Raw genomic sequence first — 18,993 nt, 5'->3', positions numbered from 1 at the left:
CCGGAAGTCTGGCACGACCGCCCGCGTGCCCCGCCCACCCCGGGCACCGACACGCCGACGGCCCAGGTCACGGCCGGTGAGCCGTCACCGCCGGCGGGGCAGCGGGATCACGTCGAAGTCGCGCGCCACGTGGATCTCCCCGTCGAAGACCTCCGCCGCCTCCTCCCCGAACGCGTCGGCCTCCGAATAGGGGTAGCGCTGCGAGAAGTGGGTCAGCACGAGCTTGCGCACGCCTGCCGCCGCGGCGAGACGGCCGGCGTCGGTGCTGGTGAGGTGGCCGTAGCGGGTGGCGATGTCGGCGTCGGCGGCGCGGAAGGTCGACTCGGCGACCAGCAGGTCCGCGTCGCGCGCGCAGTCCAGGGCTCCCGCGCACGGGCGCGTGTCCATGACGAACGCCACAACCTGTCCGGGCCTCGGCTCGCTGACGTCGGCGAGATGAACAGTGCGGCCGTCGACCTCCAGTGAGCCCTCCCGCCGCAGCCGGCTGATGTCCGGACCTCGGACGCCGGCCGCGGCGAGGCGGTCGGGGAGCATGCGGATGCCGTCGGGTTCGGTGTAGCGGTAGCCGAAGCAGTCGATGCGGTGGTCGAGGACGTGGGCGGACATCGGGCCGTCGGTCCAGCCGTCGGCGAGCACCGGGCGCGGGACGACCTCGGCGCGCTCGTGGTAGACGGTGGAGTAGCGCAGGCGCTCGAAAAACGCCTGGCCGGAGGCCGGGTAGTGGCAGCGCACGGGCCGCGGCACGGCGTCGAGCGACAGCCGCTGCAGCACGGCGGAGAGGCCGAGGCTGTGGTCGCCGTGGAAGTGGGTGATGCAGATGCGCGTGAGCTCCGCGGCGGCCACGCCGGCGTGGGTCATCTGCCGCTGCGTGCCCTCCCCCGGGTCGAACAGCACGCCGTCGGTGTCGAAACGCAGGAGGTACCCGTTGTGGTTGCGGTGCCGGGTCGGCGTCTGGCTCGCCGACCCGAGCACCACGAGCTCACGTCGTGACATGCCGCCCATCTTCGACGATCACCGGCCGCCGGGAAAAGCGGACGGCCACCCGGTCCATTCCGGGTGGCCGTCATGATCTAAATTGCTGTGCGAATTCAAGCGGGCACTTTCCGCGTTATTCGATCTTCGAATCGCGTCATATTCCGCCGACGCGGTCGAAGAGCGTTTCGCGGTAGTACTGGGCCGCCTCGGCCAGACGCGCGACGAGGCCGGGCCCCGTCGGCACACCCGTGCGCGCCCAGACGCGGCTGCTCTCGTACCAGTGGTCCCGCGTGAGCAGGGAATACTGGTGATCGCTGAGCCACGGCAACGCTTCCCGCGTCCGCTCACGGTGTTCTCCGAGCGGCAGGTCCGCCGCGGGCAGCGGCTCGCCGAGCAGGTCACACACAGCCGTGACCAGGCGCCGCATCCGCACGGGCCGCGGGTCGGCCACGTGGAAGACCTCCCCCGGCAGGCCCGGCCGGTAGATCAACGCGACGACAACCGCCGCGAGATCCGTGACCGAGACCACCGACGTCCGCGCGTCGCCGCCCGCCGCCCACACCGGGACCGCGCGCAGCCACCGCACCAGCGCGGGGACCACGTGCCGGTCGCCGACGCCGTAGACCAGGTGCGGCCGCAGGACCACACCACCGGCCGCGCGGACGAGCCGTTCGGCCGCGAGCCGGCTGCGGCTCGTGGCCGATGCCGGACCCGTGACCAGCACTGACTCCGACGCACCGCGGTGATCGCCGTCGCGGTAGACCGCGCAGGTGCTCAGGTGCAGCACCCGCGTGGTGCCGGCGCGCGCCGCCTCCGCGAGCAACGCGCGGGTGCCGTCCTCGTTGACGGCAGTGCACAGCTGTTCGTCCCCACCGACCTGCGCCGCGAGGTGCACGAGCGTGGTGACGCCCGCGCACGCCCCGGCCAGGCTCGCCGGGTCGGCGAGGTCACCCGCCACGGGCCGCACGCCCGCGTCGGCAAGCCACGCCGCCGTCCCATCGGACAGCGGCCGCCGCACGAGGACCCGCACGCGCGGGCCGCACCCGCTCGCGACGAGCTCCCGCACCACGGCCGAGCCGATGAAGCCGGTCGCGCCGGTGACCAGGATGTCTGTCGTACTGACCGCCCCCAGGTCGGCAGTCATGACAGACGCATCGCCAGCGTGGTCGTCACCGCGGTCTTGCCGTACTGCTCGAACTCCACGCGCACCAGGCGGCAGTCGTCCTCCGCCGGATCCAGCTCCGTGGCCACGACCCGGCATTCGGCCTCGAACTCCACGTAGGCGTGGAACTCGATCTCCGCCCGCAGCGGCAGCGCGTGCGGGTCGCCGACCGTGAGCAACGCGGCCTGCCGCGCGGCCTCGACCATGACCATGCCCGGCACGTGGTCCACCGTGTGGTCGAACAGCACCGCGTGGTCCGGGTCGAACTGCAGCGCCCAGACGCCCTTCTCCGAAGTGGCCGCGACCAACACGTCCTGCGTGTGGTTGCGCCCGACCTCGGCCGGTTCGACGGTGGGCAGCACCCTGACCTGAAAGGGCGTCGCCGCGAAGTGCTCGCCGCGCAGCCGCCGGTAGACCGCCGACGAGACGCACCGCCAGCGCTCCGAGCTCGTCCCGATGTGCTTGCCGTCGCGGAACACGTCGAACTCGAACCGCATCCCACCGATGTTCTTGCCGCGGTACCGCGCGTCGTGCGCGCTGATCTGCAGCACCACGTCGACCGGCCGGCTTTCGGTGGCCAGCCCTTCCTCGTCGACCTCGTACTCCTTGTGGTCGGAGAGGAAGTTGTAGCCGAGCGGGATGCCGTAGGCCCGGTGGGCGACCAGCATCCCGGCCTGCCGGCAGGTTTCCGCGTAGAGCAACGGGTCGTGCGAAGACGGCGTGCGCGGGCCGAAGAAGCCGTGGCGGCGCGGCCACTGCGCACCGAGCTCGAAGCGACCCGGCGCGAGGATGTTCAGATCGGTGACGAAGACTTCGGAGACGGCTGCGCGGTGCACGAGGCTGCGCGGGATCGTCTGCTGGAAGTCGATCCGTCTCTTCGCCGGGATTTCACCGATCGTTTCGGTGGATGATCTTCCTACTGTCTCCGGTAGCAGTGTGCCGACCATGTCGGACCTCCCAGAAAGAAATTCCCCAGTTTCCCCAGTACTCCCCCGCTCAATTTCTAGCGGAATCCGACAGGCAAAACCATACCTACCTACCGGTTTTTTTCGCTGGCTCTACGGCCCGCCGACCGGTACACTGGTCGCTTGCACCGGTCCACGACGGACCAGGTCCCCTTGTGCACGAAGGAGTTGGGCGTGGCTCGCCAGGAACGCGCGGAGCAGACCCGGAAGGCCATCCTCACCGCCGCGGCTTCGCGGTTCGACGCGGTCGGCTTCCTCGGTGCGAGCTTGTCCGACATCCTGACCGAGGCGGGCGTGACCAAGGGCGCGCTCTACTTCCACTTCAAGTCGAAGGAAGACCTCGCCGACGCGCTGATGCAGGAACAGTTCGCGGTGCTGGACTCCTCACCGGTGCTGGAGAACCCCGGCCTGCAAACGATGATCGACTGGAGCCACGGCCTGGCCGCGGGTCTGCAGAACGATGTGCACGTGCGCGCCAGCATCCGTCTCGTGATCGAGCAGGGCTCGTTCGTCACACCGGCGAGCAACGCCTACAAGCAGTGGATCGACCTCGTCCACGCGTGCCTGCTCGCCGCCAAGGCCGCGGGTGACCTGCGCAAGGAGATCAACACGCACGATCTCGCGCAGTACGCCATCGGTTCGTTCACGGGGATCCAGCTGAGCTCGCAGGTGCTCACGGGCCGGACCGACCTGCGCGAGCGCGTCACGTTCATGTGGACGACGCTGCTGCCGTCGATCGTGCCGCCGCGCCGGCTGCACAGGTTCAACCCGGCCGGTGACCTCGAAGAGCAGCCCGCCTGAGCCGGCTCATCGCACGGTGCTCGGCACCGGCTCGGCCAGCTCGATCACGCGCCAGAGCTCGGAAAGCGTGCGCGAGAGGTCGGTGTCAGCCGGGATCGTGCCACTCGCGACCACCGACTCGAGGCCGACGCAGGTCACGACCACCAGCAGCGTCGCCATGTCGGGCAGCACTTCCGCGCTGAGCTCGCCTGCGTCGTGCGCCTCGGCGATGTAGCGCCGCACCTGGGCGAGCCAAGCGCGCGTGAAGGCGACGTAGCGGGCGTCCTTCGAACCCATCTCCCGCGTGAGCCGGAAACTGGCGCCGACCTTGGGATCGACGCCGAGCCAGTGCATGAGGGCCCGGCTGAGTTCGGCGAGCCTGCGCAGCGCGGGTGCGCCATTCGTGCGATCGACGCGGTCCACGTGCTCCTGGAGTACGGCGACCGCGGCGCCCTGGACCTCGTCGCAGACCTCGTCCTTCGAGGAGAAGTGGAAGTACAGGCCACCCTTGGTGACGCCCGCTTGGCGCGCGATGTCCACCATGCTCGTGGCCGCGTAGCCGTCGCGGTGCAGCAGCTCGGCGGCAGCGTCCAGCAACAAGAGCCGGGTCTGCTCCGCTCGCGCCTGCTTCGTCACCGTCGTCCCCATCCACTCCGGCCGGCACATCCGTCCCGACCTGTTCAGAGTAAGATACCAACCGCCCGGTTTACAAGGATTCCGGGCACAATTCAGGGCTACTACCTGGACCGAGGCTCATTTCCTTGATCAAAACAGACCGACCTCCCGGTTTTGTCTTGAAAACCGACCTCCCGGTTTGGTAAGTTGCTCACGTGGGGCCAGGCAAGTCCGGCAGGCAGGGGCGCTGGGGGCGCCGCCGATGCCGGCCCCCCGACGACGCGGACACCGGAGGGCGTTCATATGAACTACGAAATTCTGGGGCAGATCAGAGTCAGCGGCCGGCCCGGTGTCAGCGCACCCAGGGCACGCAAGATCGAGACGCTGCTCGCCGCACTGCTGGCCAAGAACAACCAGGTGGTCACCACCGAGCACCTCATCGGCGAGATCTGGGGCGAAAACCCCCCGGCGCGCGCGAGCGCCGCGCTGTACGTCTACGTCTCCCAGCTGCGCAAACTCCTGCGCGGCACCCCGGCCGACGCCGAGGACAGCCCCGTGGTCACCAGCCCGCGCGGCTACTCCCTGCACGTCGGCATCGACGAGCTCGACGCCGACCGCTTCACCCGCCTCTACCAGGAGGGCCGCGCCCTGCACTGGGACCGCAGCTACGGCCAGGCGGCCACCGTCCTGCGCCACGCCGCGGACCTCTGGCGCGGCCCCGCCTTCGGCGGCTTCACCGATTCGCCTGACGTGCAGGCGTACGCCACCCTGCTGGAGGAGACGCGCCTGGAGTGCCTCGAGCTGCTCATGGAGACCGAGCTGCTCATCGGCCGCCACCGCGAAGTCGTGGGCCAACTCTCGGCGCTGGCCAAGGAACACACCCTGCGGGAAACCTTCTACGAGTACCTCATGACGGCACTGCTGCGGTCCAACCGCCGCGCCGAGGCCCTCGAAACGTTCGCCTCCGCACGGCAGAACTTGGTTCAGCAGCTGGGAATCGAACCCGGAGTGTCCCTACGGAAACTGCACCAGAGCATCTTGGTGGGGGAACTGTCCGACGCGGTGTGATTCCGCACAGCAAGGAACGCCCGGCTACTGCTTTCGTTGCAGTAGCCGGGCTTCCTGTTGCTCGGTCTCCTTCGCTCGCCCGCAATACTTTCGTTCCGCCGCACCAGCACACGCCGGCCGACGGAATACCGCTACCGCCCCCAATGTGGCGTTGGTTGCGCTCAACGCACCGAACGCCGCATTGGGTGCGCTCAACGCAACCAACGCCACATTGGGGCGCTCTGGCCCGTCATCAACTGCCGGCCGCCCACACAGCCCGACCCCACCTGACTCCGGCGCCCCACCGCCCCAACCGCCGGCCGGCCAGCCAACTCACCACCTCACCAACCCCTCCCCGAACCCTTCCCCCGCCCGGCCCCCCGATGCTTTCCCCAACACGGTTGGGATCGGCTTGTCAATGCACGCTTTCCCGCCTTGACAAGCCGATCCCAACCGTCGTAACAATCAAAAATCGGGGTTCCCCACCACACACCCGGCACCCGGCAATGGTGTGCGCAGCACGCCGAGCCGGACCGAGCCGAGAGACCGAGACCTCAACTCCGGTACACAGAAACCACCGGCCCACCACACTCAACCGGCTCCCCGTACCACCCACCCCACCGCGAATCCAACGCCAACTCCGCCAGTTCAGCCATCAAATCCAACTCAGCCGGCCACACATACCTCAATTCCGACCCATCCAACACCACAATCTGCCGAACACAATCCACCTCACGCACCCAAACATCCGAAGCCCACCGCCCCGGATCCGGCTGCTGCCCCTGCACCACCAACGCCCCACCCGACCGCAACACCCTCGCCAGCGAACGAACCGCACGCACCTGCTCCCGCTGCCCCGAAAATCGCGACAACGCATCCCCACCGACAAAAACCGCGTCAAACCGCGCCCCCGACGGCAGTTCCCGAGAAAGAGAAGCAACCGCGACCGCGTAACCCTCCCCAGCCAACGCGTCCGCAACCGGCCCCCCACCCAGGACCAGCACCCGCCCATCCCCGCGCCGACGAGCGACCCGATCGGTCACCTCGGCAAGGAATGCCACGGCTCCGGCTGGGTCGTCGGCCAGCGGGGCGAGCCACACGTCGAGGACGTCGGCCGGCAATTCGTCGATGCGGGTCGGCATCATGCCACCTCACTTCACGCACTGGTCTTGGCTGCTCAACGCAGCGTGCCCGACCGACCTAAAGTCGACCTTGCACACGACGGAAGGGCGGCCCGCACCAGGCGGGCCGCCCCCAGGAGACAGACTCAGACCGTCGCGCGCTGGTGGAACTTGCGCACCGTCAGGACCGCCGCGAGCACCGTGATCGGGATCCACCAGGCCAGTGCGAGCCAGCCCGTGGCGCCGAGCGCGGAGCCGTTCATCAGGTGTCGGGCGGCGTCGATCAGGACCGTCACCGGCTGGTTGTCGACGATGACCCGCAGGACGCTCGGCATCGACGACGTCGGGACCAAGGCGCTGGTGGCGTAGGGCACGAAGACCAGGATCATGCCCAGGCCGCTCGCGCCTTCCACCGTCTTGGCGATCGAGCCGAGCAGGGTGGCCAGCCAGAACACGCCGGTCGCGAAGAGCACCAGCAGGCCGACCGCGCCGAGCCAGCCGAGGACGCCGCCGCCGGGGCGGAAGCCGATGGCGAGTCCGACGGCCACCATCACCACGAGCGAGAGCATGCTGCGCAGCACGCCGGACACCACGTGGCCGACCAGGACGGCCGAGCCGGCCATCGGCATGGAGCGGAAGCGTTCGACGAGGCCGTTGGTGAGGTCGGCGGACACACCGACCACAGTGGACGTGGAGTTGAAGCCGACGCTGATCACGATCAGGCCCGGCACCAGGTAGTCGATGTAGTTCATGCCGGGCAGGTTGATCGCGCCGCCGAACATGAAGCGGAACAGCAGGAGCAGCACGATCGGCAGCGAAACCGCCTGGATCAGCATCTCCGGGTTGCGGGTGATGTGCTTGATGTTGCGCCCGATCAGCACCCGGTAGTCGGACACCGCGAGCGAGAGCGCCGAACGGGCGGGAGTGGCGGGGATCTGGGTCCCCTCCGTCTCCCTCGACAGGGTCTGGGTCATCTCACTTCTCTCCCGCGGTTGAGGTCAGGGTGTGGAAGACGTCGTCGAGGGTCGGCTCGGAGAGCTCGAGACCGGTGGTCTCGAGTCCCGCGTCGGCGACCTGGTTGAGCACCCGCCGGACCTGCGCGGGGTTGTCGATCGCGATGCTCACCGTCGTGCCGAGCAGCACGCCCTCGACGACGGTGTGCGCGCGTTCCGCCTCCACGGGGGTGGCGAAGGTGAGCTTGAGGCGTTCGGTGCCGACGCGGCGCTTGAGCTCGGCCGCGGTGCCCTCGGCGACCACGCGGCCCTTGTCGATCACGGCGATGCGGTCGGCGAGCTGGTCGGCTTCCTCGAGGTACTGGGTGGTGAGCAGGATCGTGGTGCCGCCGTCGAGCAGCTGCCGGATCGCGTCCCACATCGCCGAGCGGCTGCGCGGGTCGAGTCCGGTGGTCGGCTCGTCGAGGAACAGCACCGGCGGCGACGTGATGAGGCTGATCGCGAGGTCCAGCCGGCGGCGCATACCACCGGAGTACGTCTTGACCTGCCGCGTCGACGCGTCCACGAGGTCGAACTGCGCGAGCAGCTCCGTGGCGCGCGCCTTCGCGTCAGCAGTCGAGAGGTGGAACAGCCGGGCCATCATCTCGAGGTTCTCGCGCCCGGTGAGCAGCTCGTCGACCGCGGTGTCCTGCCCGGTCAGGCCGATCTGCTCGCGCACCTTGCGCTTGGGGCCGTCGAGGTCGTGGCCGTTGACGGTCACCGTGCCGCCGTCGGCCTTCAGGAGCGTGCTGAGGATCCGCACGGTCGTGGTCTTGCCGGCGCCGTTGGGGCCCAGGAGCGCGAACATCGTGCCCCGCTCCACGCTGAGGTCGACGCCCTCCAGCACGTCGACGTCGCCATAGGACTTGCGCAGCCCCCGTGCTTCTATTGCGTAGCCGGTGACCATCGGTTACCTCTCCTCGTTCGGGTCAAGATCGATGAAGACTTCTCTTCTCGGACACCGGCCGGGAGCCCGGTGAACTGTCCGTACCAGTGGGCCACAGGCGCCTTCTCAGCGGCAATAATGGCCGGGTGAAGCGGAGTTAGGGGTCGACTGCGCCTCAGTCGTCGTCGCTTCCCCCGATCGCCATGCTGATGAGGGCATCGGCGTCGAGCTCGTCGATCGCCGACGCGTCCAGCGCCGGCTGCTCGTCCTCGGGCTCAGGCTCGGGCACCGGCGTTTCGGCCCCCTGCGGCGCCAGCTCGCCGACGAGGTGCTCGGCCAGGATCCGCGGCGTCGGGTAGTCGAAAATGAGGCTCACGGGCAGCTTCAGCCCCGTGACGAGGCTCAGCTTGTTGCGGAACCCGGTGGCGGACAACGAGTCGAAGCCGACCTCGTTGAAGGAACGGTCCGCCTCCACCGCCTCCGGCCCGGCGTGGCCGAGCAGGGCGGCCGCGTGGGTGCGCACCAGCGTCAGCATCGTCGGTACACGCTTGGCCACCGGCAGGGCCGAGAGCTTCTGCGCCGGCGACTCCGTGTCGTCCGCCGCGTCCTGCGCCGCCCGGCGGCCCGGCGCGTCGGCGAACTCGCGCAGCACGGCCGGGAGGTCCTCGACGCTCGAGGCCGCCAGCACGCGCGGGTCGAGCGCGATCGGCACCAGCAGCGGTTCCGCAGAACCCGCGGCCGAGTCGAGCAGCCGCAGACCATCCTCAGTGGACAATGCGGTGATGCCCGTCTCGCCGATGCGGTGCGCGTCGGCGTCCTGCACGGCGTCACCCATGCCGCCCTCCCACAGGCCCCACGCGAGTGAGGTGCCGGTGAGCCCTTCGGCACGGCGACGGGCCGCCAGTGCGTCGAGGTAGGCGTTGGCCGCGGCGTAGCTGCCCTGGCCCGGTGCGCCGAGCACGCCGGCCGCCGAGGAGAACAGGACGAACGCCGTGAGGTCCGCGCCGCGGGTCAGCTCGTGCAGGGTCGCGGCGGCGTCGACCTTCGGCCGCAGCACCTTGTCCAGCCGCTCGGGGGTGAGCGAGGTGAGCACACCGTCGTCGAGCACGCCGGCCGCGTGGACCACCGCCTGTAGCTCGACTCCCTGCAACAGCTCGGAAACCGCGTCCCGGTCGGCGACGTCGCACGCGGCGAGCGTGGCGTCGGCGCCGAGGCCGGCCAGTTCCTCCCGCAGGTCCGCCGCGCCCGGTGCGTCCGCACCACGACGGCTGACGAGCAGCAGGCTCCGCACACCGTGTTCGGTCACGAGGTGCCGGGCCACGGCGCTGCCCAACGCGCCGGTGGCGCCGGTGATGAGCACGGTGCCCTCGGCCCGCCACACCGGCGGGGCCGCGGCGTCGGTCGCCCGACGCAACCGCGGCACGAGCACGGCACCGGTGCGCAACGCGACCTGGGGCTCGTCGGAAGCGGACACCGCGGCCAGCGTGCGGCCGGTCGGCGTGCCGGTGCCGAGGTCGACGAGCGTGATGCGGTCCGGGTGCTCGGCCTGCGCCGAACGCACCAGGCCGGCCACGGCCGCCCCGACGGGATCCGGGTTCTCCCCGGCCTCCGTGGCGACCGCACCACGGGTGACCACGAGCAGCGAACCGTCCGGACAGGCCAGGAACTCTTGCAGGATGCCGAGAACGCGGTGCAGCTCTGCGTGGACGTCGTCTCCGCCCGCCGACACCACGAGCAGGCCGGACGCGTCGGCGAAGTCCACTGTGGTCTCCGCGCCGAGCTCGCCGGCGAGGCCGAATGGGTCGGCACCCACCAGCGTCCAGTCGGTGACCTCCGCGACGGCGTCGAGCTCCGCCGGCTCCCACACCATGCGGAACAGCGAGTCCCCGCCACTCGGCTCGGCCGCCTGCGGCACCGCCGACATCGGGCGCAGCAGCAGCGACTCGACCGAGACGACTGGCGCGCCCGTGCCGTCGGCGATGTCCAGAGCGACAGCCCCCGTGCCGACCGGCTTCACGTGCACCCGCAGCGTGGTCGCGCCGACCGCGTGGAGCCGCACGCCTTCCCACGCGAACGGCAGCATCGGTTCTCTGCCGAGGGCACCGGAGACGCCGATGGTGTGCAGGGCCGCGTCGAGCACCGCGGGGTGGATGCCGTAACGGTCCACTTCGGACACCGACGCGGGCAGCTGGATCTCGGCGAACGCCTCGCCGTCGTGCTTCCAGGCCGCGACCAGGCCGCGGAACGCCGGACCGTACTCCAGGCCGTCTTCTGCCAGCTCCTCGTACGTGCCCTCCAGCCGCACCTGCTCGGCGTCGGCGGGCGGCCACTGTCCGAGCTCGAACTTCCCGGCCTTGTCCGCCTTGGCGAGCCGACCGGTGGCGTGGCGGGTCCACGCGGTCCCGTCGCCCTCCGGTCGTGAGTGGACGGTGAACGTCCGCGTGCCGGTGGCGTCGGGCGCGGTGAGTGCGAACTGCATCCGCACGCCGCTGCGCTCGGGCACCACGAGCGGGTACTCCAGCGTCAGCTCGTCCAGCCGCGGGCAGCCGGCCTCGTCGCCCGCGCGGATCGCCATTTCGACGAACCCGGTGCCGGGGAAGAGGATCGAGCCGCCGACAACGTGGTCGGCCAGCCACGGATGCGTGCCCACCGAGACGCGGCCGGAGAACAGGAGCCCGCCGGCGTCGGCCAGTTCCAGCGCCGAGCCGAGCAGCGGGTGGTCCTCCTGGCCCGGCGCCGACGCGGTGCTCTCCAGCCAGTAACGCTGCCGCTGGAACGGGTAGGTCGGCAGCGCGACCTTGCGCGCGCCGGTCGGCTCGTAGACCGCGGTCCAGTTGACGTCGAGGCCGCTCACGTGCAGCTGGGCGAGCCCGGTCAACGCGGTGACCGCCTCGTCCTGGTCCTTGTGCAGCAAGGCGGCCAGCACCAGGCCTTCCGGTCGGTCGTCGAGGCACGCCGTGGCCATCGCCGTGAGCGTGGTGTCCGGGCCGAGCTCGAGGAACCGCGTGGCGCCGTCGGCCGCGGCGCGCGTGATCGCGTCGAGGAACCGGACGCTCTCCCGAACCTGCCGCACCCAGTACTCCGGCGAGGTGAGGTCCGCCGGCTCGCCGGTCACGGTCGAGATCACCGGGATCCGCGGCTCGGCGTAGGTCAGCTGCTCGGCCACCGCGCGGAACTCGGCGAGCATCGGCTCCATGAGGCGCGAGTGGAACGCGTGCGAGACACGCAGCTGCTTGGTGCGCTCGAACTTCGCCGCGACCGCGGCCACGGCGTCGGCCGCACCCGAGATCACGACCGAGCTCGGACCGTTGATCGCGGCGAGGTCCACCGTGCCGTCCGCGGCTTCGCGCACCGCTTCAGGCGTCGCGTCGATCGCGACCATCGCGCCTCCGTCCGGCAGCGCCTGCATCAGCGCACCGCGGGCGACCACGAGCTTCGCCGCGTCGGCCAGCGAGAGCACGCCGGCGCAGTGAGCCGCCGCGATCTCGCCGATCGAGTGCCCGGCCAGCACGTCGGGCTTCACGCCCCACGACCGGACCAGGCGGAACAGCGCGACCTCCAGTGCGAACAGCGCCGGCTGCGTGTACCGCGTCTCGTCGAGGGCTTCGCCGCTATCGATGACCTCACGGATCGGGCGGTCCAGGTGCTTGTCCAGCTCGGCGCAGACCTCGTCGTACGCGGCGGCGAACGCGGGCTGCTGCTCGGCGAGCCGCTTCCCCATGCCGGCGCGTTGCGAACCCTGGCCCGCGAAGAGGAACGCCGTGCGGCCCGAGGTGGTGACGCCGCTGACGACGCCGCGGGCCTCCTCTTCGTCGACCAGCGCCGCGAGCCCCCGCACGAATTGCGGCGATCGGCTGCCGATCAGCACCGCCCGGCGATCGAACGCGCTGCGGGCGGTGGCCAGCGAAAGGCCGATGTCCGCGAGGCTGCCTTCGGGCTCTTCGTCCACGTAGGACATCAGCTGCTCGGCCTGCGCCCGCAGCGCCGCGGCACCGCGGCCGGACACCGGCCACGCGACCGGGCCGTCGTGCTCAGGCACCCCGCCGCCGGAGACGACCTCGCGCCGGTCGCCTTCCTCCAGGATCACGTGCGCGTTGGTGCCACTGACGCCGAACGACGAGACGCCCGCGCGGCGCGTGTGGCCGTTCGGCAGCCACTTCACCGGCTCGACGAGCGCCCGGACCGCGCCGGTCGACCAGTCGATCTCGGTGGACGGACGGCTGACGTGCAAGGTCGCGGGCAGCTCACCGTGCTGCATCGCCAGGATCATCTTGATGACACCCGCCGCACCGGCCGCCGCCTGCGTGTGACCGATGTTCGACTTCACCGAGCCGATCCACAAGGGACGGTCGGCCGAGGTCTGCGTGCCGTAGGTCGCCAGCAGCGCCTGGACCTCGATGGGGTCGCCGAGCTTCGTGCCGGTGCCGTGCGCTTCGACCGCGTCCACTTCGGACGGTTCGAGGCCGGCATCGGCCAGCGCCGCCCGGATCACGCGCTGCTGCGCGGGACCATTGGGAGCGGTGAGGCCGTTCGAAGTGCCGTCCTGGTTGACCGCGCTGCCCTTGAGGACCGCGAGCACCGGGTGCCCGTGGGCCCGCGCGTCGGCGAGCCGTTCCAGCACGAGCACGCCGACGCCTTCGGACCAGGTGGTGCCGTCGGCGTCGTCGGAGAACACCTTGCACCGGCCGTCGGCGGCGAGCCCCTGCTGACGGCTGAACTCGACGAACGTCTCCGGCGTCGCCATCACCGTGACGCCACCGGCCAGCGCCAGCGAGCAGTCGCCGCCGCGCAGGGCCTGGGCCGCCATGTGCATCGCGACCAGGGAAGACGAGCACGCGGTGTCGATGCTGACCGACGGACCCTCCAGCCCGAGTGTGTAGGACACCCGCCCGGTGACGATCGAGCCGGCGCTGTTCGCGCCCACGTAGTCGTGGTACTGCACCCCCGCGTACACGCCGGTCGGGCTGCCCTTGAGCGACACCGGGTCGATGCCCGCGCGCTCCAGTGCCTCCCACGACGCTTCGAGCAGCAGCCGCTGCTGCGGGTCGATGGCCGGCGCCTCCTTGGGCGAGACACCGAAGAACGCCGGGTCGAAGTCCCCCGCGTCGTACACGAACCCGCCGCGCGCGACATACGTCGTGCCGGGGCGGCGGCCGGTCGGGTCGAGCAGGCCCGCGACGTCCCAGCCGCGGTCGGCCGGGAAGTCGCCGATGGCGTCGCGGCCCTCGGCCACGAGCTCCCAAAGCTGCTCGGGCGAGGTCACACCGCCGGGCAGGCGGCAGGCCATGCCGACGATCGCGATGGGCTCGTCGGAGGTCCCCGATGCGACCGTGACGACCTCCTGCGCGGTGCCGGCCAGCTCGGCCAGCAGGTGCGTGGCCAGGGCCGACGGGGTCGGGTGGTCGAAGATGAGCGTCGCGGGCAGGCGCTGACCGGTCGCCGCGGTCAGGCCGTTGCGCAGCTCGATCGCGGTCAGCGAGTCGAAGCCGAGCGACTGGAACTGGGCCGCCGGCTCGATCTCGTGCGCACCGCCGTAACCGAGCACGGTGGCGGCGTGGCCGCGCACCAGCTCCAGCACGGCGTCGCGCCGGTCGTCCTCGGGCAGCCGCAACAGGCGTCCGGCGAACGAGTCCTCGGTCGCCTCGGCGTGCGCCGCGACGCGCCGGGCCGCGCGGCCGACGAGTTGCTCCAGCGTGCGCGGGATCCGGTCGAGCTTGCGCAGCACCGGCAGATCGAGCTTCGCCGGGACCACGGTCGGCTGCCGGACCGCGAGCGCGCGGTCGAACAGCGCGAGACCGTCCGCAGTGGACAGTGGCACGATGCCGCTCGACGCGAGCCGCGTCACTTCCTCGCCGGTGAGTGTGCCGCCCATGCCGCCGACCTCGCCCCACAGGCCCCAGCCGAGCGAGAGGCCCGGCAAACCGTGGGCGACGCGGTGGGCGGCGAGAGCGTCGAGGAACGCGTTCGCGGCGGCGTAGCTGCCCTGGCCGGGCGCCCCGAGCACGCCGGAGACCGAGGAGAACAGGACGAACGCCGAGAGCGCGGTGTCGCGGGTCAGCTCGTGCAGGTTCACGGCGCCGTCGACCTTGGGCGCGAGCACCGTGTCGACGCGGCCGGGGGTCAGCGCGGTGACGACGCCGTCGTCGAGCACGCCGGCCGCGTGGACCACGGCGGTCAGCGGGTTCTCGGCCGGGATGTCCGCGAGGACCTGAGCCAGCGCGGCACGGTCGGCGACGTCGCAGCGCGCGAGCCGCACCTCGACGTCGAGCTCACGCAGGTCGGCGGCCAGCTGCTCCAGCTCAGGCGTGGTCCGGCGGCTGACGAGCAGCAACCGGCGCACGTCGTGCTCGGCGGCGAGGTGCCGGGCGAGCTTGCCGCCCAGCGCGCCGGACGCGCCGGTGACCAGCACCGTGCCATGGGGGCAGAAGTACGGGCGCTCCAGCTCGGGCGCTGTGCGCACCAGGCGCGGCGCAAGGATCACACCGAGGCGGACGGCGGCCTGCGGCTCACGCGAGGCCAGAACCTGCGGGAGCACGTCCTCGGCCTGGGTTTCGAGATCGAGGTCGAGCAGCAGGAACGAGTCGGGGTTCTCCTCCTGCGCCGAGCGCACGAGACCCCACACGGCGGACGCGGCGAGGTCCGTGACATCGCCACCGGCCGCGACGGCGCCGCGGGTCACGATGACCAGGCGTTCGTGCTCCTCGTGACCTTCAGCGAGCCAGCTCTGCACCGCGGCGAGCACGCGGCGGGTCGGTTCGTGCAGGTCACCGGTAGTGGCGGTGCAGTCGAAGATCTCGACGCCCGAGGTGTCCACAGTGTCCATCTCGGACTCCGGAACCGCCACCCGCTGCCATTCCACGCGGTACAGCGGCGCGGCCTGCTCGGCCGCGATCGGGGTGGTGAACGCGCGGAACACGGTCTCGGCGACCGTCGCCACAGGGGCACCGGTGGTGTCGGCCAGGACGACCTCGAAGCCGTCGTCCGTGGTCGGGGTGAAGCGGACGCGCAGCGCGGACGCACCGGTGGCGTGCAGTTCGACGCCGGTCCAGCAGAACGGGACGCGGCCGACACCACCGTCACCGCCGCCGGCGACGCGCAGCGCGTGGGTGCAGGCGTCGAGCGCGGCCGGGTGCAGGCCGAACCGCTCGGCGTCGCTGTCCTCGGGCAGCGTGACCTCGGCGAACACCTCGCGGCCGCGCTGCCACACCGCGCGCAGCGACCGGAACAGCGGGCCGTAGGTGAGGCCGGTGTCGGCGAAGCCCTCGTAGATCCCGTCGATCGCGACGGGCTCGGCGCCGGCGGGCGGCCACTCGGTCAGCCAGTCGGTCAGCTTCGCGCCGCCTCGCACGGGCTGCGGGGCAACGGTGCCGGACGCGTGCAGCGTCCACTCGTCACCCTCCTCGGGTCGCGAGTGGACGGTGACGGTGCGGACGTCGTGCTCCCCCGCCGCACCGACGGTGACCTGCACCTGAACGCCACCGCGAGCCGGCAGCACCAGCGGGCTGCCCAGCGTCAGCTCTTCGATGCGGCCGGCGTCGACCTGGTCGCCGGCGCGCACGACCAGCTCCAGGAACGCGGTGCCGGGCACAGCCACGACGTCGCCGAGCCGGTGTTCGGCCAGCCACGCGTGCGTCTCGACGGACAGCCGCCCGGTGAGGACGACCCCGTCGCTGTCGGCGAGCGCGACGGCCGCGCCGAGCAGCGGGTGACCCGCCGCGGTGAGACCGGCGCCGGTGATCTCGTCGCGGTTGGCACGGGCGGCGAGCCAGTACCGCTTGCGCTGGAACGCGTACGGCGGCAGGTCGACCCGCTTCGCGCCCCGGCCGGCGAAGACCTCGGCCCAGTCGGGCTCGAGGCCGCTGACGAACAGCTCGGCCAGCGCCGTGAGCGCGGCCTGCGGCTCGTCACGATCCTTACGCTGCACCGGGATGGCGAGGGCACCGGTCTGGCTGGTCTGGCGGACGAGCGCGGACAGCACGCCGTCCGGTCCGACCTCGACGAACCGCCCGACGCCGTGCGTGGTGAGCGTGCTGATGCCTTCGTGGAACCGGACGGCGGCGCGAACCTGGCCGACCCAGTAGTCCGGAGTGGACATGTCGACATCCGGGCCGACGGTGGAGACGATCGGGATCGCCGGCGGCGCGTAGGTGAGCTGCTCGGCGACCGCGCGGAACTCGGCGAGCATCGGCTCCATCAGCGGCGAGTGGAACGCGTGGGAGACCTTGAGCTTCGAGGACTTGCGGCCGTCGAACCGCGCGACCACGGCGGCGACGGCGTCCTCGGTGCCCGACAGCACGACGGAGTCGGGGCCGTTGATGGCGGCGATGCTCACGGAATCGGTCAGGTGCGGCGTGACCTCGTCCTCGGTCGCCTGCAGCGCGACCATCGCGCCGCCCGCCGGCAAGGCCTGCATGAGCTTCGCGCGAGCGGCGACGAGCGTGGCGGCGTCGGCCAGCGACAGGATGCCGGAGACATGCGCGGCGGCGAGCTCACCGATGGAGTGGCCCAGCAGGTAGTCCGGCTTGATGCCCCACGACCGCAGCAGCCGGAACAGCGCGACCTCGATGGCGAACAACGCCGGCTGCGTGTACCCGGTCTGGTTGATCAAGCGCGGCTTCTCGAGCACGACCGTCTTGAGTGGACGGTCCAGGTGCCGGTCCAGCTCGGCGCACACCTCGTCGAAGGCCGATGCGAACACCGGGAACGCGGCAGCCAGCGAGGCACCCATCCCCGCGCGCTGCGCACCCTGGCCGGAGAACAGGAACGCGGTCTGCCCCTCCGCCGACGAACCGGTGACCACTCCCGGCGCGGTCTTCCCCACTGCCAGTGCGGCAATCGCCGTCGCCGGGTCTTCGGACAGCACCACAGCCCGGTGCGACAACGGCGACCGCGACGTGGCCAGCGAGAACCCGAGATCCAGCGCAGACACTCCGTCCACTTCGGACAGCCGAGCCGCCTGCGCCGTCAACGCGGCCGCCCCGTGCCCGGCCAGCGGCATCGGCACGGCAACACCGTCCGGCCAGCTCGGCACGACAACCTCGGCTGTTTCGATCGAGGGAGCCTCCTCGACGATCACGTGCGCGTTGGTGCCGCTCACGCCGAACGACGAGATCCCCGCCCGGCGCGGCCGTCCGTCCGCCGTCCACGGACGCGCCTCCCGCAGCAGCTCGACGTCGCCGGCAGCCCAGTCGACCTCGGTCGACGGCTCCGTGACGTGCAGCGTCTTCGGCAGCAGCCCGTGCTGCAACGCCTGCACGACCTTGATCACGCCGCCCACACCGGCCGCCGCCTGCGCGTGGCCGATGTTCGACTTGATCGAGCCCAGCCACAGCGGTTTGCCCGCCGGCCGGTCCTGGCCGTAGGTGGCGAGCACGGCCTGCGCCTCGATCGGGTCGCCCAGCGTGGTGCCGGTGCCGTGACCCTCGACGGCGTCCACGTCGGACGCCGAAAGCTGCGCGTTGGCCAGCGCCTGCCGGATCACGCGCTGCTGCGAGGGACCGTTGGGTGCGGTGAGGCCGTTGGACGCGCCGTCGGAGTTCACGGCCGAGCCGCGCACGACGGCGAGGATCGGGTGACCGTTACGGCGAGCGTCGGAAAGCCGTTCCAGCAACAGGGTTCCGGCGCCCTCGGCCCAGCCGGTGCCGTCGGCGCTGTCGGAGAACGCCTTGCAGCGGCCGTCTGCGGCGAGGCCGCGCTGGCGGCTGAAGGCGAGGAACGGCCCCGGCCGCGACATCACCATCACGCCGCCGGCCAGCGCCAGCGAGCAGTCGCGCTGCCGCAGCGACTGCACCGCGAGGTGCAGCGCGACCAGCGAGGACGAGCAGGCCGAGTCGATGGTGACGGCCGGACCCTCCAGACCCAGCGCGTAGGCGATGCGGCCCGAGATGACCGAGCCGGCGTTGCCCGTGCTCAGGTAGTCCTCGACCTCACCGGCGAGCACCGACGCCGGCAGCTCGTCGTAGTAGTCCTGCCCGCCACTGCCGACGAACACGCCGACCTGCTGCTTCGCGAGCGAGTGCGGCGCGATGCCGGCGCGTTCGAACGTCTCCCACGCCAGCTCCAGCACGATCCGCTGCTGCGGGTCCATGGCCAGGGCCTCGCGCGGCGAGATGCCGAAGAACGGCGCGTCGAACTCGCCCGCGTCGGCGACGAAGCCGCCCTCGCTGACGTAGCTCGTGCCGGGGCTGTCGGGGTCGGCGTCGAAGAGCGTGTCCAGGTTCCAGCCGCGGTCGGCAGGGAACCCGCCGATGGCGTCGCGGCCCTCGGCCACCAGGCGCCACAGGTCCTCGGGCGAACGGACGTCGCCCGGGTAGCGGCAGCCCATCGCGACGATCGCGATCGGCTCGGCGCCCGCGGCCTCGACCTCACGCAGCCGCTCGCGCGTCTCCTGGAGGTTGGCGGTCACCCGCTTGAGGTAGTCGACCAGCTTGTTTTCGTCAGTCATCGCCAG

General features: G+C 71.3%; 10 protein-coding genes. 2 read left to right on the top strand and 8 right to left on the bottom strand.

The features are described from left to right. Positions 1–84: 84 nt before the first annotated feature. The 3 genes from ABZU76_RS20820 to ABZU76_RS20810 all read right to left on the bottom strand — a co-directional run bounded on the left by ABZU76_RS20820 (position 85) and on the right by ABZU76_RS20810 (position 3,084). Complete coding sequence (locus tag ABZU76_RS20820; RefSeq protein WP_354871863.1) at positions 85–993, bottom strand: ribonuclease Z; 909 nt, start codon at positions 991–993, stop codon at positions 85–87. A gap of 136 nt (positions 994–1,129) precedes the next feature. Then, positions 1,130–2,119, bottom strand: a complete 990-nt coding sequence (locus ABZU76_RS20815) for an NAD-dependent epimerase/dehydratase family protein (protein WP_354871862.1) — start codon at positions 2,117–2,119, stop codon at positions 1,130–1,132. Further along, entirely contained in the window at positions 2,116–3,084 is a 969-nt protein-coding gene (locus ABZU76_RS20810; RefSeq protein WP_354871860.1) for a ScbA/BarX family gamma-butyrolactone biosynthesis protein, read from the bottom strand. The genes ABZU76_RS20815 and ABZU76_RS20810 overlap by 4 nt, the downstream gene beginning before the upstream one ends. A gap of 192 nt (positions 3,085–3,276) precedes the next feature. Between ABZU76_RS20810 and ABZU76_RS20805 the strand changes: the two genes are divergently transcribed. After that, on the top strand, positions 3,277–3,903 hold the full coding sequence (locus ABZU76_RS20805; RefSeq protein ID WP_354871857.1) for a ScbR family autoregulator-binding transcription factor: 627 nt from the start codon (positions 3,277–3,279) through the stop codon (positions 3,901–3,903). A gap of 6 nt (positions 3,904–3,909) precedes the next feature. Here ABZU76_RS20805 and ABZU76_RS20800 read toward each other — a convergent pair whose 3' ends face one another. Then, on the bottom strand, positions 3,910–4,518 hold the full coding sequence (locus ABZU76_RS20800) for a ScbR family autoregulator-binding transcription factor (protein WP_354871854.1): 609 nt from the start codon (positions 4,516–4,518) through the stop codon (positions 3,910–3,912). 282 nt (positions 4,519–4,800) lie between these two features. On the opposite strand from ABZU76_RS20800, the gene ABZU76_RS20795 reads away from it, so the two are divergent. Next, on the top strand, positions 4,801–5,565 hold the full coding sequence (locus ABZU76_RS20795; RefSeq protein WP_354871851.1) for an AfsR/SARP family transcriptional regulator: 765 nt from the start codon (positions 4,801–4,803) through the stop codon (positions 5,563–5,565). Positions 5,566–6,098: 533 nt separating this feature from the next. Here the strand turns inward: ABZU76_RS20795 and ABZU76_RS20790 are convergent. The 4 genes from ABZU76_RS20790 to ABZU76_RS20775 form a co-directional block, all read right to left on the bottom strand. Continuing rightward, positions 6,099–6,686 (bottom strand): hypothetical protein, encoded by a 588-nt coding sequence (locus ABZU76_RS20790; protein WP_354871848.1) that lies wholly within the window; start codon positions 6,684–6,686, stop codon positions 6,099–6,101. Between the two features lie 125 nt (positions 6,687–6,811). After that, positions 6,812–7,639: an ABC transporter permease gene (locus ABZU76_RS20785; RefSeq protein WP_354871845.1), complete on the bottom strand. Its 828-nt coding sequence runs from the start codon at positions 7,637–7,639 to the stop codon at positions 6,812–6,814. Position 7,640: 1 nt separating this feature from the next. Continuing rightward, complete coding sequence (locus tag ABZU76_RS20780) at positions 7,641–8,564, bottom strand: ATP-binding cassette domain-containing protein (RefSeq protein ID WP_354871843.1); 924 nt, start codon at positions 8,562–8,564, stop codon at positions 7,641–7,643. A 154-nt stretch (positions 8,565–8,718) separates the two neighbouring features. Further along, positions 8,719–18,987, bottom strand: a complete 10,269-nt coding sequence (locus ABZU76_RS20775) for a type I polyketide synthase (protein ID WP_354871840.1) — start codon at positions 18,985–18,987, stop codon at positions 8,719–8,721. Between the last annotated feature and the right edge of the window lie 6 nt (positions 18,988–18,993).

Origin of the sequence: Amycolatopsis sp. NPDC005232 (assembly GCF_040607795.1) — a bacterium.
GTDB lineage: Bacteria > Actinomycetota > Actinomycetes > Mycobacteriales > Pseudonocardiaceae > Amycolatopsis.
The sequence above is the reverse complement of the archived record's forward strand: the minus strand, read 5'-3'. Positions and strand labels throughout refer to the sequence as shown.

Coding starts and splice junctions, on each gene's coding strand:
- ABZU76_RS20815 (WP_354871862.1), bottom strand. CDS start 2,119: ATGACTGCCGACCTGGGGGCGGTCAGTACGACAGACATCCTGGTCACC.
- ABZU76_RS20780 (WP_354871843.1), bottom strand. CDS start 8,564: ATGGTCACCGGCTACGCAATAGAAGCACGGGGGCTGCGCAAGTCCTAT.
- ABZU76_RS20785 (WP_354871845.1), bottom strand. CDS start 7,639: ATGACCCAGACCCTGTCGAGGGAGACGGAGGGGACCCAGATCCCCGCC.
- ABZU76_RS20810 (WP_354871860.1), bottom strand. CDS start 3,084: ATGGTCGGCACACTGCTACCGGAGACAGTAGGAAGATCATCCACCGAA.
- ABZU76_RS20790 (WP_354871848.1), bottom strand. CDS start 6,686: ATGCCGACCCGCATCGACGAATTGCCGGCCGACGTCCTCGACGTGTGG.
- ABZU76_RS20820 (WP_354871863.1), bottom strand. CDS start 993: ATGTCACGACGTGAGCTCGTGGTGCTCGGGTCGGCGAGCCAGACGCCG.
- ABZU76_RS20795 (WP_354871851.1), top strand. CDS start 4,801: ATGAACTACGAAATTCTGGGGCAGATCAGAGTCAGCGGCCGGCCCGGT.
- ABZU76_RS20775 (WP_354871840.1), bottom strand. CDS start 18,987: ATGACTGACGAAAACAAGCTGGTCGACTACCTCAAGCGGGTGACCGCC.